18 protein-coding genes are annotated in these 15,014 nt (G+C 42.3%); 7 read left to right on the forward strand and 11 right to left on the reverse strand.

Annotation, left to right across the window (positions count from 1 at the left end; all coding sequences use genetic code 11):
- Window positions 1–140 precede the first annotated feature (140 nt).
- The 4 genes from ACYVRS_RS00290 to rpsP all read right to left on the reverse strand — a co-directional run bounded on the left by ACYVRS_RS00290 (window position 141) and on the right by rpsP (window position 1,950).
- Window positions 141–959, reverse strand: coding sequence for a hypothetical protein (locus ACYVRS_RS00290; RefSeq protein WP_461198215.1), 819 nt, complete (start codon window positions 957–959; stop codon window positions 141–143).
- Window positions 960–1,038: 79 nt separating this feature from the next.
- Window positions 1,039–1,302, reverse strand: coding sequence for a hypothetical protein (locus ACYVRS_RS00295; protein ID WP_313540904.1), 264 nt, complete (start codon window positions 1,300–1,302; stop codon window positions 1,039–1,041).
- Window positions 1,303–1,417: 115 nt separating this feature from the next.
- Complete coding sequence (locus tag ACYVRS_RS00300; RefSeq protein WP_054115387.1) at window positions 1,418–1,663, reverse strand: KH domain-containing protein; 246 nt, start codon at window positions 1,661–1,663, stop codon at window positions 1,418–1,420.
- Between the two features lie 11 nt (window positions 1,664–1,674).
- Window positions 1,675–1,950: a 30S ribosomal protein S16 gene (rpsP, locus tag ACYVRS_RS00305; protein ID WP_054115388.1), complete on the reverse strand. Its 276-nt coding sequence runs from the start codon at window positions 1,948–1,950 to the stop codon at window positions 1,675–1,677.
- Between the two features lie 247 nt (window positions 1,951–2,197).
- On the opposite strand from rpsP, the gene ACYVRS_RS00310 reads away from it, so the two are divergent.
- Window positions 2,198–2,749, forward strand: a complete 552-nt coding sequence (locus ACYVRS_RS00310) for an NADPH-dependent FMN reductase (protein WP_461202122.1) — start codon at window positions 2,198–2,200, stop codon at window positions 2,747–2,749.
- A gap of 49 nt (window positions 2,750–2,798) precedes the next feature.
- Here the strand turns inward: ACYVRS_RS00310 and ACYVRS_RS00315 are convergent, their stop codons facing one another.
- Entirely contained in the window at window positions 2,799–3,323 is a 525-nt protein-coding gene (locus ACYVRS_RS00315) for a dihydrofolate reductase family protein (RefSeq protein ID WP_461198214.1), read from the reverse strand.
- 34 nt (window positions 3,324–3,357) lie between these two features.
- The gene (locus ACYVRS_RS00320) at window positions 3,358–3,927 is read right to left on the reverse strand and encodes a DNA-3-methyladenine glycosylase I (RefSeq protein ID WP_461198213.1); all 570 of its coding nucleotides are present in this window, start codon (window positions 3,925–3,927) and stop codon (window positions 3,358–3,360) included.
- A gap of 98 nt (window positions 3,928–4,025) precedes the next feature.
- Between ACYVRS_RS00320 and ACYVRS_RS00325 the strand changes: the two genes are divergently transcribed.
- From ACYVRS_RS00325 to ACYVRS_RS00340, 4 genes are all read left to right on the forward strand, one after another.
- A complete protein-coding gene (locus ACYVRS_RS00325; protein ID WP_313539447.1) occupies window positions 4,026–4,412 on the forward strand; it encodes a GntR family transcriptional regulator in 387 nt (128 codons plus the stop codon).
- A complete protein-coding gene (locus ACYVRS_RS00330; RefSeq protein ID WP_461198210.1) occupies window positions 4,409–5,290 on the forward strand; it encodes an ATP-binding cassette domain-containing protein in 882 nt (293 codons plus the stop codon). Before ACYVRS_RS00325 ends, ACYVRS_RS00330 begins: the two co-directional genes overlap by 4 nt.
- A gap of 10 nt (window positions 5,291–5,300) precedes the next feature.
- Entirely contained in the window at window positions 5,301–6,458 is a 1,158-nt protein-coding gene (locus ACYVRS_RS00335) for an ABC transporter permease (RefSeq protein ID WP_313539450.1), read from the forward strand.
- 92 nt (window positions 6,459–6,550) lie between these two features.
- On the forward strand, window positions 6,551–7,624 hold the full coding sequence (locus ACYVRS_RS00340) for an endonuclease/exonuclease/phosphatase family protein (RefSeq protein ID WP_461198209.1): 1,074 nt from the start codon (window positions 6,551–6,553) through the stop codon (window positions 7,622–7,624).
- A 48-nt stretch (window positions 7,625–7,672) separates the two neighbouring features.
- Here ACYVRS_RS00340 and ACYVRS_RS00345 read toward each other — a convergent pair whose 3' ends face one another.
- From ACYVRS_RS00345 to ACYVRS_RS00360, 4 genes are all read right to left on the reverse strand, one after another.
- On the reverse strand, window positions 7,673–7,867 hold the full coding sequence (locus tag ACYVRS_RS00345; protein WP_054115396.1) for a CsbD family protein: 195 nt from the start codon (window positions 7,865–7,867) through the stop codon (window positions 7,673–7,675).
- Window positions 7,868–8,021: 154 nt separating this feature from the next.
- Entirely contained in the window at window positions 8,022–9,440 is a 1,419-nt protein-coding gene (gene ffh, locus ACYVRS_RS00350; RefSeq protein WP_054115397.1) for a signal recognition particle protein, read from the reverse strand.
- Between the two features lie 14 nt (window positions 9,441–9,454).
- Window positions 9,455–9,793, reverse strand: a complete 339-nt coding sequence (locus ACYVRS_RS00355) for a putative DNA-binding protein (RefSeq protein ID WP_054115398.1) — start codon at window positions 9,791–9,793, stop codon at window positions 9,455–9,457.
- The gene (locus tag ACYVRS_RS00360) at window positions 9,783–10,256 is read right to left on the reverse strand and encodes a 2-thiouracil desulfurase family protein (protein WP_054115399.1); all 474 of its coding nucleotides are present in this window, start codon (window positions 10,254–10,256) and stop codon (window positions 9,783–9,785) included. The genes ACYVRS_RS00355 and ACYVRS_RS00360 overlap by 11 nt, the downstream gene beginning before the upstream one ends.
- A 145-nt stretch (window positions 10,257–10,401) precedes the next feature.
- Here ACYVRS_RS00360 and ACYVRS_RS00365 point away from each other — a divergent pair, with 145 nt between their 5' ends.
- The gene (locus ACYVRS_RS00365) at window positions 10,402–11,106 is read left to right on the forward strand and encodes a response regulator transcription factor (RefSeq protein ID WP_054115400.1); all 705 of its coding nucleotides are present in this window, start codon (window positions 10,402–10,404) and stop codon (window positions 11,104–11,106) included.
- Window positions 11,103–12,827 carry a sensor histidine kinase gene (locus tag ACYVRS_RS00370; RefSeq protein ID WP_461198208.1) on the forward strand — a complete coding sequence of 575 codons (1,725 nt, stop codon included), beginning with the start codon at window positions 11,103–11,105 and terminating at the stop codon, window positions 12,825–12,827. The genes ACYVRS_RS00365 and ACYVRS_RS00370 overlap by 4 nt, the downstream gene beginning before the upstream one ends.
- A gap of 76 nt (window positions 12,828–12,903) precedes the next feature.
- Here the strand turns inward: ACYVRS_RS00370 and ACYVRS_RS00375 are convergent, their stop codons facing one another.
- Window positions 12,904–14,889 carry a GH25 family lysozyme gene (locus ACYVRS_RS00375; protein ID WP_461198206.1) on the reverse strand — a complete coding sequence of 662 codons (1,986 nt, stop codon included), beginning with the start codon at window positions 14,887–14,889 and terminating at the stop codon, window positions 12,904–12,906.
- Between the last annotated feature and the right edge of the window lie 125 nt (window positions 14,890–15,014).

Here is a 15,014-nt window from a genome sequence, read left to right on the forward strand (position 1 = left end):
ACAGGCAATGCCTGAATTCTACCTGTAAAACCCGTCGCTCCTTTTCGTTTGATGGACAAAACGCGCCTCTCTTCGATGAAGCGATCATCGAAGAAAGGCGCGTCGAATCCCCTATTTCTACTCAGAGATACGAGTGATGATTATTGATTCATCGATACAGCCATCTCTAGTGCCGAAATGGCCTCTTGATGTTCAACAGTATAGACGCGATCGTCTTCTTGCCACACAACAGTTGTGGCAAGATAATCATCTTGTCCCATATCGATTGTGATTTGGCCCACATCTGGGACAGGCAGCATATGTTCTTCTAGATAGGCAACGACTTCTTTGGCTTGACCTGTCGGATCTTGCTGGTCTTGGTTTACTGCGCGCACGGTTAACGACCAATTGCCTTCTTGCCAGCTCAGGTATGTGGATCCAGCTGCCCCTTGGCTATGCCCGGTGATGCCATGGCCCAAATCGACTGCTTGTCCACCTTCATCTGCTGTGACATTGACCGCTGCAGCGGCATCCTCTGTTGCGTCGTAGACTTTTGTCTTATATCCCGCAATCGCCGTTTCATTATTCAATGTCGTATCGTTGACTGCTCGTTGCGTATCCAATCCATAGTAAAGGATCGACAAATCATTTTCATCGCCATCCGTGGCTGCATTGACGATTTTATCTTCACCAACTGGTACTTTGGCAGGCAAAGTGATGTTCGGAAAGTTTTTTGCCAATTGATCAAATGCACTGGCCTCACCTGTCGCAGTGTCTTCTTCGCTGTCACTATCCATATCGGATGACACTGAAGACATCTCACTGCTCGTGCTGTCAGTTGTCATACTTTCACTCGTTTGGGTACTTATTTGTTCACTGGTTGATGTACTTGACTGGGTTTCATCTGTATCGCCACTGCTGCAAGCTGCCAAAGCGCCAACAGTCAATAAGGTCATCAATAATCCAACTTCTTTTTTCACAATAAATTCCCCCTTCACTTAAGCATACGCCTGCCTAAAAAAAATGACAAACAATGCACACTGTTTGTCATTTTTCTCATTAAAATGAAAGATTACTGATCCAGCGTTGGATCGTTGATCCGATGTCTTTGAGCCATTGGACAAGTTGATCGCCTAGCGTGTATAGATCACCCCAGCGAAAGTTTTGCGTCCATTGGTTTAGCTGCGTTATAATTTCCTCGCGATAGACCCATAGCAGAAAGAGCAACAATAAAATGCCTAATGTCCGCCATAAAAATGAACCGACTTTATAAATAAAGACCACGATCAGCAATACCACGATCCATGCAATGATTTGTGACATTTGCTCCACCTCCCTCTCGCATATTATCGCAAAAAACAGACCTTTTGTCATACATCTCGAGAATGAGATCATACAAAAAAAGCATTCCTTAAAAAAGAATGCTTTCGTTTCTTACTTATTTGCCATCAATGATATTCAAACGAACTTTTTTGGGTCCATTGGTGCGCACACCGTAAACGATCGTCCGTATCGCTTTCGCGACACGACCTTGTTTGCCGATGATGCGCCCGATATCTTCAGGTGCTACGGTAAGATTATACTCTAAGAAATCATCTGATTCGACCACATCAAGTTGAATCTCATCAGGCTTGGTAACCAATGGTGAAACGATCATTAAGACTAATTCTTGCAAATCTTTCATCCGAGGTCACCTTATTTCTTTGCGTATTTTGCTTCGTGATGTTTTTTCATAACGCCTTCTTTAGAAAGGATATTACGAACTGTATCAGAAGGTTGTGCGCCTTTAGACAACCAATCTAGAACTAAATCTTCTTTGATCGTTACTAGAGCTGGATCTTGTAAAGGATTGTAAGTACCTACTGTTTCGATGAAACGTCCATCACGAGGAGAACGTGAATCTGCTACGACAATACGGTAAAAAGGTTTCTTTTTAGAACCCATACGTTTTAAACGAATTTTAACTGCCATTATTTACACCTCCATATGTTTTAATCACAAGAGCTAGTTTAACAGGTTTTCACGACGGTGTAAAGAGTTTTTTCTTTACAGTTAAAAAAAAGCGCAATTTCCCTTCATGGATATCTTTTGCCAGAATAAAAAATCACGCGTATCATTAGTAGTAGCACAAAATCTTTACGCACAATACTTTTTATTTGCACTTTTAACTTACTTTTGGTAAGTTAAAAGAGTAATCAAACACAAGGAGGAATTTTATATGTCAAAAAAAATTGGTTTTATCGTAGGTAGCTTACGCGAAGACTCATTCAACAAAATCGTGGCCAAAAAATTTGCTGAATTATTACCTGAAGGCTTCGAAGCAGTCTTCCTTGAGATTGGACAATTGCCTTTCTATAACGAAGACTTGGATGTAGAAGGCCATATCCCAGCTGAATGGACTAGCTTCCGTCAAGACGTGCAAGGCGTAGATGGAGTCTTCTTCTTCACACCGGAATACAACCGATCTGTACCAGCCGCATTAAAAAATGCCTTAGATGTTGGTTCTCGTCCTTACGGCGCAAGCAGCTGGGGAGGCAAACCTGCATTGGTTGTCAGCGTATCACCTGGTGCGATCGCAGGTTTCGGTGCCAATCATCACTTGCGTCAATCTCTTGTATTCTTAGATATGCCAACCATGCAACAACCTGAAGCATACATTGGCGGTATCACAAACTTGATTGATGAAAACAATGAGATCAAAGCAGATACTGTGAGCTTCTTCCAAACCATCACAGACAAATACATTGAATTTTTCAATCGCTTCAACTAAACAGCCTACTAATAGAGGTGCAGCATTTGCTGCACCTCTTTTCATTGCGCTATTGATGTCTTGCGGGCCGCACATAATGCAATTCAATCAGTTCCCCCATTTGCGTTGTATCGACGAATTGCAACCGTGATGCGTAGTCCCCTTCTTGAAACAATCGTTTCCCGGATCCCAGCAGCACTGGCGCGATTTGGATGTACCACTCATCGATCAGGTCTGCTTCTAGAAGCGGTTGCAGCAGCTGCCCGCCGCCAACGACCCAGATGTTTTTTGCTTTATGGGCGTGTATGAATGCAACTGGATCCTCTTCTACAATCGTAGCATCTGGCAAGGGCGCAGAAAGCGTGCGTGAAAAGACATAGTTTTCTTTCTCTGGATAAAGCAATGCACCTGAAAGCAGCTTCTTTGCTTCTTGATAGGTTTTACGTCCCATCAATGTCGTATCGATTGTCTTGAAAAACGCTTCATAAGTCGTCTGCTCACCTGTCTCTGTTTCAAATAACCAGGTCAATCCGTCCTGTTGATCTGCTAAAAAACCATCTAAACTAATCGCGCCATAAAAAACAACTTTCCCCATATCTTTCATCCCTTCTTAGTTATAATCCGATGTATCAAACTTCACGGCCCTGATCTTGACGGCAAATACACGTAACCAAATGGTCATTGACCATACCGACTGCTTCCATAAACGCATAAATCGTGGTGGTACCCACAAATTTGAATCCCCGCTTTTTCAAATCCTTTGCCAATTGATCAGAAACAACTGAATGTGTCGGCACTTCAGTGATAGCTTCAAAGTGATTGACGATTGGCTGATCGTTGACATATTGCCACAAGAACGCCGCAAAACTGCCATATTCTTTTTGGATTGCCAACACCTGTTGGGCATTATGGATCGCCGCTTCAATTTTGCGCCGATTGCGAATGATCCCAGCGTCCGTCATCAATGAGTCAACTTTTGCTTCGGTGTATCCGGCAACCGTTTGAATATCAAAGTCATCGTATGCTTGATCAAAATTTGCCATTTTATTTAAAATCGTTTGCCAACTTAGCCCCGCTTGATTCATATCGAGAACGAGTTTTCGAAATAACTGTTGGTCATCATATTCAGGTCTTCCCCAAACTGTATCGTGGTACACTTGCATCGCCGTATTGCTCATCGCCCAATCACATCTTGTCACACTACCAACTCCTTTTTACATATTTTAACATAAAGCTCTTTACTTCCACTAGTGTACTGCGTATACTAGTACACATAAACAGAAAGGAGCTGATAGCCATGGTCAGTATCAATAAGACCAGCAGCAAACCTTATTATGAACAATTAGTATTAAGCCTTAAAGAAGACATTATCAACGGTATATTGGTTGCTGGAGATCAAATTCCATCTGTACGGGAAATGGCAAAAACACTGCTGATGAATCCAAATACGGTCAGTAAAGCCTACAAAGTCCTAGAGACGGAACAAATCCTAGTGACCATCAAAGGGAAGGGAACTTTTGTCCAAGAAACAAATCGCTTGCCCAGAGATGAATTGCGGATTCAACAGCTGAGAGAACGGCTAAAAGAACTTGTGATCGAAGCTACGCACTTACACCTCAGCATCCAAGAAATCACAGAATGGTTAGCAGCATTTGAAAATGAATTGGGAGGCGATTTAAAATGAAGATTGAACACGTAACAAAGTTGATTGACCAACAGACGATCTTAGAAGATGTCAATTTTGCCTTAGGCAGAGGTGAGATCGTCGGCTTGATTGGCCGAAACGGTTCTGGAAAAACAACTTTATTTCGAACCATCGCAGGCCATTACCTGCTAGATGATGGGGAAATATCGGTAGACGATCAGCGCATAGATCTTTATCCTGAATTCAAGGAACAAATTTTTTATATTGACGAAAAAGAGAACTTTCTTAATGCGTATTCCTTAAAGAAAATCAATCAGTTTTATCGATTGGCTTATCCTCGATTCGATCAAGATTTATATTTGGAAACGATGCATGCCCATGGGTTACCACTCAATCATGCTTATCGCCGGATGTCCAAAGGGATGCAAGGCTTGTACAAAATGATTTTAGCCATTGCATCAAATGCAACTTTCTTACTCTTAGATGAACCCTTTGATGGTTTAGACGTCATCGTACGCAAGAAAGTGGTTGGTCTACTATTAGAAAATTTAGGCGAAACACAACGGACGGCTTTGATTGCTTCTCATAATCTAAATGAATTAGAAACGATCATCGACCGCGCACTTTTGATCAAGGGCAAGACGATTGAAGCTGATTATCGCCTAGAGACTTTGAGAGAACATGCCCGCAAGATCCAATTGGTCTTTCGCAGCAAGCAAGTGCCGCCGCTGATCAAACAGCATGCAAAATTGATCCATCGACAAGGCCGGGTACTGGTGGCATTGTTTGAACATTACGATCAAACCTTAGCGGATGACATTCGTCGGTTAGAACCATTGTTGTTCGAGGAATTGCCATTGACTTTAGAAGACTTATTCGAGGCCAACCTCAGCCGCGAAACTTTGATGAAAGGGTAAAGGTGACTATATGTTGACTCAAATTTTTAAAGAACGTTATGGCAAAACATTGATTGGGGCTTGTTTGATCTTGATTGCCATCTATCTTGGTGCCGGCTGGCAGAGCCAAAAAGACTGGCACACGCAATATAACTACTTGTATTCAGATGAATTTATCTATGACTATACCAACCATCCTTCTAATTACGTCAAAAGTTACGACGGTGAGAAAGAAATTCGCTACGAATCGATTGATGCCTATCGGCAAGATGTATTGACAATTGGCAAAAATCACGACGGGAATGATACGTATTTTTACAATGATTTCAGTTATGCCCAACCTCAATTGATTCTGCTGACGCTATTCATTTTAGGTTTTCTGGCCTTTTTTGTAGACTATCGAACCAATTTCACCCGCTTTCTACTCACCTTGCCAGTACAGAAAAAAACACTTTTTCGAAAAAAAATAGGTTTTGTTTTGTTACCGATCAGTATGGCTTTATTGATTGGCATCGTGGGAAATTGTTTGATTCGGTCATTGATGATCGACCAATCCTACTTTATGATCCCTATAGCAAACTTGCTCTTATCTGGCCTAAGTACATTCTTTACCAATATACTGGTCTTTATGGCTGGCTTGTTTTTAGGAATCTCACTAGGCAATCTCGTGGCTGGTCCCCTTTCCGTCTTGTTCGTTCTTTTTCTATCAACGATCGGCAGCAATTTTTACATTAGTTTCCGACTATTATACAGTTTGGCTTTCTTGAACGGAAAGGAAGATGTCTATGCGCCTTTTTCGCTATGGATCGCTTGGCCAGAAGGAAGGTACTACGACTGGTGGGTATATCTTTTATATGCAGGGCTGTTCTTGCTTTTATTCGTAGTGATGGAAAAAGTCTTTCTTGCTTTGTCATTGGATAACGAAGGGGAGTATGTGACAGTGCCCTTCTTAAGAGCACCTGCCTATTGGATCATGTCCCTAGGCACTTGGTTCTATCTGTTCATGGCCAACTACTATCCCCACGATTTCTTTTATATCAAACTGTATGATGACTTTTCTGAGACCTATCAAGGGATCATCTTCAGATCCTTGCTGCTGCTCTTCGTCTGCTTGATCATCAGTCTACTGATGGTCTACCCGAAAGCACTCATGGGTTGGTGGCACAAACGGCGGAACAAACTTACTTAAATCTCATTGACACTTTGAATCAGTTTTACGCTTCTAGTAAAACTGGTTTTTTTGTTGGCTTTTTTGTATGATAGGGTTAAAGGAGGAGGAAAATGAAAAAGATGTTGATTTATATTGGTGTCGTGGTTGGTGTGATCATCGTGGCATTGTTTTGCTACATCGCGTATTTATTCTTAAGTTATCAGCGTATTGCTGACAAACAGGTCCTGACACCTGAAAACAACAATCAAGAAGTCTTGACAACTGACCAACGCTATCGTGGCATGACTTTCAATATTGGGTATGGTGCTTACACTGCCGATTATACCTTCTTTATGGACGGTGGCAAAAGTTCTCGGGCCAAAGACCAAGCAACTGTTGAAGGCAATATGACTGGCGTAGCTGAAACGACCACAGCGATTGATCCAACGATTTCCTTTTTCCAAGAAGTCGATCAAGATGGTGATCGCTCTCGGCACGTAAACGAAGTGGCCTTTTTACAAGAACAATTTCCAAACAACAGCAGTGTCTACGCACAAAACTACCAATCTGCTTATTTGTTCTACCCATTCTTGGATCCCATCGGACAAGCGACATCTGGCCTCGTCACCCTTGCCAAAAGCGACATAACAGAAGCGATCCGCTATTGCTTGCCGATCGAAACCAATTTTAATAAATTTTTTGATTTGGACCGTGCCTTTTCTGTCAGTCATATTCCTGTATCAAATGGCAAAGAACTGATTGCGATCAATGTCCACTTGTCAGCTTATACCGATGATCCTGCGGTGCAAGAAGCACAGATCAATAAATTATATGATGTGATGACGCAGTCTTATCAAGCCGGTCATTATGTATTGGTTGGCGGCGACTTCAACCATGATATGCTTGGGGACAGCCCAACGATTTTCAATACGACCGCCGAGCGGCATAGTTGGGATCAGCCTTTCCCAGAATCAACTTTGCCTGAAGGGTTCACGATTCCTAAAGGCACTATCGCCGAAGACGCGATTCCCACTACCCGCAAGTTGGATATTCCCTATGAACCTGGGGTTTCTTATGTGAGTGTGCTAGATGGGTTTATGGTGTCCGACAATATCTCGGTCCAAGAGGTTGCCGTTCATGATGGTGGATTTACCTATTCTGATCATAATCCAGTTGTGATCGATTTTAAGTTGAATGAGCAGTAAGATAAAAACCCCCGCTCACTTGATATGAGCGGAGGCTTTATTGATCAATCAATCTCTTTTATCGTCTTTCTTGTCAAAGAAGTCATTCACTTTGCGGGATACATCATCTGCAAAGTCTTCTACTTTGTCTTTGGCTTTGCCGTATTTATTTTGGGCTTTGCCTTTCAATTCTTCGGAGTCATCCCCCGTAAGTTTACCTTTTGTTTCAGTTACTTTACCTTCTACACGATCCTTGTTTGTCATCGTCAATGCTCCTCTCATCATTTCTATAAACCAATAGTAGCACCAACTGTGGGAAAGTACGAATGATTTGCTTGCCAATGCACGAGCAGCAAAAAAGCAGCCATTGAACGACTGGCTGCCTAATAGCGTATTTTTCTATTGAATCAAAAGCGCATTATTTCCGCTTCTTCTTCTTTTTCTTTTGCTTCTTGACCATGCGGTTCATCGCCATTTTGCCTAATTTACCTTTGACGCCACCACCGAACATTTGATCCATCCCAGGAATATTCATGTTGCCTTTGCTCATTTGCTGCATCATTTTACGGGATTCTTTGAATTGTTTGATCATTCGATTGACTTCGACTACACTATTTCCTGAACCAGCTGCGATTCGACGGCGTCGGCTTGGGTTCAATAGATCGGGGTTTTCCCGTTCCGCTGGTGTCATAGAATAGACCATAGCTTTTTGTCGGGCAATTTGCTTAGGATCGACTTTGACATTTTCAATCCCTGGCATTTGACTCATCCCAGGAATCATTTTCAATAAATCTTCAATCGGTCCCATCCCCATGACTTGATCGATCTGTTCAACGAAGTCATTGAAGTCAAAGGAATTTTCCTTCATTTTTTGGGCAAGCTCTTCTGCTTTTTTCTCATCATAATCTTGTTGGGCTTTCTCGATCAGGGTCAGCATATCCCCCATACCCAAAATACGACTTGACATGCGATCTGGATGGAAAACTTCCAAATCAGTCAGTTTTTCACCAGTACCAGTGAATTTGATCGGTGCCCCGGTCACTTGACGAATCGATAACGCGGCCCCCCCACGGGTATCCCCATCTAATTTGGTGATGACCACACCTGTGATGCCGAGTTGTTGATTGAAGCTTTCTGCCACATTGACCGCATCTTGCCCGGTCATCGCATCGACCACCAATAAGATTTCATTCGGTTGGGCTAAATCCTTGATTTGCTTCAATTCGTCCATCAATTGTTCATCGATATGCAACCGGCCGGCTGTATCAATCAACACATAATCATTTTTCTTTTCTTTGGCAACAGCCAATCCTTGGCGTACGATCTCGACTGGGCTGACATCTGTACCCATATCAAAAACAGGCACATTCAATTGCTGACCCAATACTTTCAATTGGTCAATGGCCGCTGGTCGGTAAATATCGCCGGCGATCATCAACGGCCGTGCATTCTCCGTCTTCATCAAATGATTGGCTAATTTGCCGGCGAAGGTCGTTTTACCGGCCCCTTGCAAACCTGCCATCATAATGATCGTTGGGATCTTTGGAGACTTTTCGATGCCTACGGTTTCAGAACCTAGCGTTTTGGTCAGTTCTTCATCGACGATTTTGACGATTTGTTGTGCTGGGGATAGACTATCTAAGACTTCAACACCAATTGCCCGCTCGCGGACATTTTTGGTGAATTCTTTTACGACTTGCAAATTCACGTCGGCTTCAAGTAGCGCCAGACGAATTTCCCGCATCATTTCTTTTACGTCCGCTTCAGTCACTTTTCCTTTGCGGCGTAGTTTGCTCATTGCCTGCTGGAGGCGATCTGTTAAACTTTCAAATGCCATTCATATTCATTCCTTTATTCTTCGATTTCTTGAAACTGTTGGATAAACCCTTGTAACATTTCATCTTTCGGATAATGGGTTTGTGTGTATTCCGTGATTTGTTCAAGCAATGTTTCTCGCATAATGTAGTTAGAAAACAAGTGCAGCTTTTTTTCATAATCTTCTAAAATACGTTCCGTCCGTTTGATATTATCATAGACTGCTTGGCGGCTGATTTCATATTCTTCGGCAATCTCACCTAAAGAAAAATCATCTGCATAATATAATTCCATGTAATTCATCTGTTTTTCTGTCAGCAATGTGGAATAAAATTCAAACAAAGCGTTCATTCGATTGGTTTTTTCAATTTCCATTTGCTTCCTCCAGGCTTTCAAGCCACTCGACATCCGACATCACTTGCAAGCCTTGTTGGCGAAAATACGCACAAGCAACGCCGACACCGGCTTTTTTGATACCAGAAAACTGACCGTCATAAATCATGCGGCTGCCGCATGATGGGCTTTTTTCTTTGAGTATCAATTGATCGATTTCTAATTTTTGCAGCTTCTGATACGCTAAGATCGCGCCAGCTTTAAATTGTTCTGTGACATCTTCTCCTGAAATCGTCCTGACGATTGCTTGACCTTGCCAGACTGTTTCTCCATCACCGCCAATGATTTCTGCTGGTTCCCTAGGGATCGGCAACCCCCCCAGAACTTCTGGACAGACCATCACGGCTTGACCTGTTTGCACAAGTGTCATCAACTGAGGCACTGTTTGACTTCTTCCATCGTAGCGGCATAAAACACCGCCAAGACATGCACTGATCCCAATCATTCAAACCCCTCAGCTTTCTATGAAATCGTCCTCTATTATAGCATTTATTTAGCCGATACAATAGTACCAATTCCCTATTCGTGCTAAAATAGGTCTTGTTCGTTGAAAATCATTCGTTTCTTAAAAAGAAACCAAAGGAGTACATATGAAAAAAATTCTAGTTGTGGATGATGAACCGTCTATCGTCACACTTTTGACCTTTAATTTAGAAAAAGAAGGCTACCGCGTGGTTTCGGTGGCTGATGGGAAAGAAGCTTTTGAAATGGCTGTAGCCGAAGCCTTTGATTTTATCATTTTGGATGTCATGCTGCCTTCAATGGATGGGATCGAGATCACAAAAAAATTACGCCAAGAAAAAATCGAAACCCCTATTTTGGTATTAACAGCCAAAGATGATCCGATCGATCGGATATTAGGCTTAGAAATTGGTGCTGATGATTACTTGACGAAGCCTTTTAGTCCTAGGGAAGTGCTTGCACGGATCAAAGCCATTTCCAGACGCTTAGAGCCTAGAGGCATGCGTGAGGAAGATAAACCAGCCGAAATGATCCAAGTCGGCAAGATCGTCGCTGATATCACCAACTATCAAGTCACTGTTGCTGGTGAAAAAATCTTTTTGACCCCTAAAGAATTCGAACTTCTGGTCTACTTTATGAAACGTAAAGGACGGGTCATTGACCGCGATACCTTACTCAATCGTATTTGGAATTTCGATTTTGATGGGCAAAGCCGCATCGTTGATGTTCATATCAGTCATTTAAGGGAAAAAATCGAGAAAGATCCAAAACAGCCAGAATATTTGGTGACAGTACGAGGATTCGGCTATAAGTTTCAGGAGCCGGATAGATGAAAAAACGCTTTGGCTATAGTTTATGGGCCATCTTGCTATTTATCGTTTTTTTCCTTTGCTGGCAGTTATTGAGCAGTTTCTATCGCCAGCAAGTGATCGCACAGCAAGCCGATTTTTTAGAAGAAAAAGCCTCGATCTTTTTAGATCTTTCCCAAACCCAAACAGACACATTGCAGCAGTTCGCTGATGCCTATGTTCAAAATGGCAATAGCCGGATGACCTTAATGGATGCGCAAGGCACCATTATGTATGATACGTATGATCATACATTGCATGAGGACCGTTCAAATCGACCCGAAGTCCAAGCTATTTTGCGAGGCAGCAGCGTCGGCCAGTCACTTAGAGAAAGTGATACGTTACATGAAGAATTGCTGTATGTGGCTGTGCCAATCAAAGAAGACGGCAATCTTACCCAAATTCTCCGCATTGCAGAGCCCACAGCTGCCTTTTTTGCTAAAAGCCAATCGATCGAACAATCGATCTTACTGGTCTATGTTCTGTTCTGCTTGTTTATCAGCGTGCTGATTTTTCACACACTGCGCCAAAAAAATCGGCCCGTTCAAACAATTTTGCCTGTCATCAAAAAAATGATTTCATCCCCTGAACAACAAGCGATCATCATGCAAGAAACACCAGAGCATGATGAACTCTATCAATTGATCAATCAACTCAGCGAACAAATGAGCCAAACATACCGCGCGTATGCAGCTTCAGAAGCGCAGCTGTATGACTTGTTGGGTGAATTGATGATTGGCGTCTTTATCATTGATGACGAGGACCAATTGTTGTTGATGAATCCAACGATGCAAGATCAACTCGCGATTTCCCAAATGCCACCTATGCCAGTGGCATTTACTGAAGTCATCCATGATACGCAATTGATTCAGTTGATTTATCAGTTCACAGAACATACCCCTGTATTACATGCAGAAACAACCATTGGCAGTGACCATCCACGTGTCCTTGATATCACTTTGCGTTCATTTCAGGAAAAGCAACGGATCGGTTTGGTTTACGACTTGACGAGAATCCGGCAGTTAGAAAAAATGCAGCAAGATTTCGTCGGCAACGTGTCCCACGAACTGAAAACACCAGTCACATCTTTGATTGGTTTTACCGAAACATTGCTTGATGGTGCGAAAGAAGATCCTCAAACGTTGCAGGCTTTTCTGGAAATCATTCAAAAAGATGCCTATCGTTTGAAAAATCTGATCCAAGAAATTATCCAGCTTTCAAAGAATAGCGACTCGTTTGCTTACGAAGATCAGCCGATTGATGTCGCTGCGCTCGTATCGAGTATTACGCAAACTTACAAACCCCTTGCTGATCAAAAACAATTGGTTTTCGAGATCCATGGTCCAAACCAGCTATCCATCACAAGTAAGCTAGAATTGCTGCAGCCAATCATCAAGAACTTGATTGAAAATGCTGTGACTTATGCCAAACAAGGGGGTACCGTCACATTGTCTTATCAGATTGTTGGTTCCAATCTACGCCTTCAAGTAGCTGATCAAGGAATTGGGATCGCCGAAGAAGACCAAGAACGGATTTTTGAACGCTTTTATCGTGTAGATAAAGCCCGTGCCCGCAATTCCGGCGGAACCGGCTTAGGCTTAGCGATCGTCAAAGATTACACGACGATTTTAGGCGGCACGATCTCCGTTGACAGTTTCCCTAACGTGGGTACGACTTTTACGTTGACATTTCCATTAGATAACTAAACAACCACGGCACAGATAGTCACTGTTTGTGCCGTGGTTGTTTTTACGTGTTTCCCGTGCTTCTCATCAACAACATTTATTTGACTAATTTTGTTCCGTTGGCATTGATATAACCATACCATGTGCCTTTGCTGTCGTATAGTGAATAATAGGTGCTGCCATTAAAATGATTGTAATAGACCTTGACTTGGAACGTTTGCCCATATAAATTGCTGCTTTTGTTTCTTTCTTTCCATGAAAAGTTTTGCCAAATTGAATAATTCTTACTCGAGATCGTGACCGATTGGTTGCTGGAGATTGCAACACCGCCTGCGTTGTTGGCGACTTTGGTTCCAGTGGCATTGATATAGCCATACCATTTGCCCTGATTGTCATACAGTGAGTAATAGACACTGCCATTCAAATGTTCATAGCGAACTTTGACCAAAAATGTTTGATTCAAGTAATCTTTGCTGGAATATTTCAATTTCCACGAAAAATTTTGCCAGATCGAATAGTTGGCACTTTTGATCGTAACGTAGCGCCCGTCTGAGATCGCTGGACCTTGATTTGCTTGCACGCTCAATTTGTTTGTGGGGATATAACCAATCCACGTCCCATTCATATCGTAGACTGAATCATAGACTGTACCATTGAAATGTCGGTACGTACCGGTCACTTTATATGTGTTTTTTAACATCGCAGCTGTCACTTTCGTGGTTTTATTAAAGCTAAAATCACGATAGATCGTGTCTTGTTGTTTAAACTTCACATAGGTATTTTTTGATTGCCAATTGCCTTGTGCACCGGTCGCGACTTTGGTTCCGCCAGCATTGATATAGCCAACCCATTTCCCTTGATTGTCATACAGTGAATAATAAGTACTGCCATTGATATGCTCGTAGCGGACTTTGATTTGCAATGTTTGACCAAGGTACGCTTTTGAATCAGCTTTCTTTGTCCATGAGAAATTTTGCCATATTGTATAATTGTCTTTGGTGATCGTTGCATAGCGGCCGTCTGAGATGGCTCCACCTTGTCCTTGACTGATAAAATTTTTATTGTAATCCGAATTCATGTCAAACGTACCGGAAACGCCTGGGAAGGTTACATTATAGGTCCATTGCCACGCACTATATTCTGTATGCTTTTGCAAGGTAGGTTGATACGGATACTGGGCGATCCAAACCTTATTCTTACCCAAAGCTTCTGGATCAATCACTTTCTCTGTGATCCATGAGATACCGATATAATGATGGGTATTCGTATAGCCCAGAGCCTTTAAGCGATTTTCAAAGACTTTCGCTAATGCCGTGTGATCGGCTTTATTTTTTATAGTCGATTCCTCGTAATCATTGACCATCAACATTGATGTTGGCAAATTCAATTGTTTGGCATAGCTGACAAAATAATCTGCCTCTGCTTTGGCACCACTTTCCGTAGTGTACCAGCTATAATGATAGACGTGTACGATCAATCCTGCCGCTTTGGCATTGGCGATCTGAGAAGCTGCTAAAGGATTTTGATAGGATGTTGCTTCGGTCAATTTGACGACCACTGCGGACACACCATAGCTTTTAATGATCTTGAATTGATCTACAGTAATCATGCCATTATGAGAAGAGATGTCGATGAAATCTTGGCTAGGTGTCGTGGAATCCCCGGCTTCAACATACGGAACCGAAGAAGCCGCACGTAACTCACGTGCCAGGCTGACCTTAATGTCAGAACGATTGCGATAGGTTGGATCCAATCCTAAACTGGTATCATAATACACTTGATCTTCTGTTGGTTGGGTTTCACTAGTTGATAACGCTTCTGATGCATCGACTGATGACGAAACTGTCGTTTCTGCAGTACTAGAAGCAATCGTTGATGTGCTGGTTTCTGATGATGCAGTACCGTTCGTATTGCTTTCGACACTTGATGAACTTTCGGTCTGTTGTGTCGCAGGTTCAGTGACAGTTGTTGCACTTGTACTGCTTGATGTTTCACTGCTTAATTCTGTTGTTTCTGCATATGTACCGACAGCGCCCCAGAAAAATATTGTGACTGCACATACCCCTAATCTTATACGTTTCATTTTACCCCTAATCATTTTTTTCCCCTTTCAATTACCGTTGCTTCTATTTTACCGAAAAAAAAAGGAAAAAAACACCGAAAAAGATAAATTTAACGGAATTACTTTGCATAAATATGACATTGCTA

This window comes from Enterococcus salsurae, assembly GCF_054784955.1.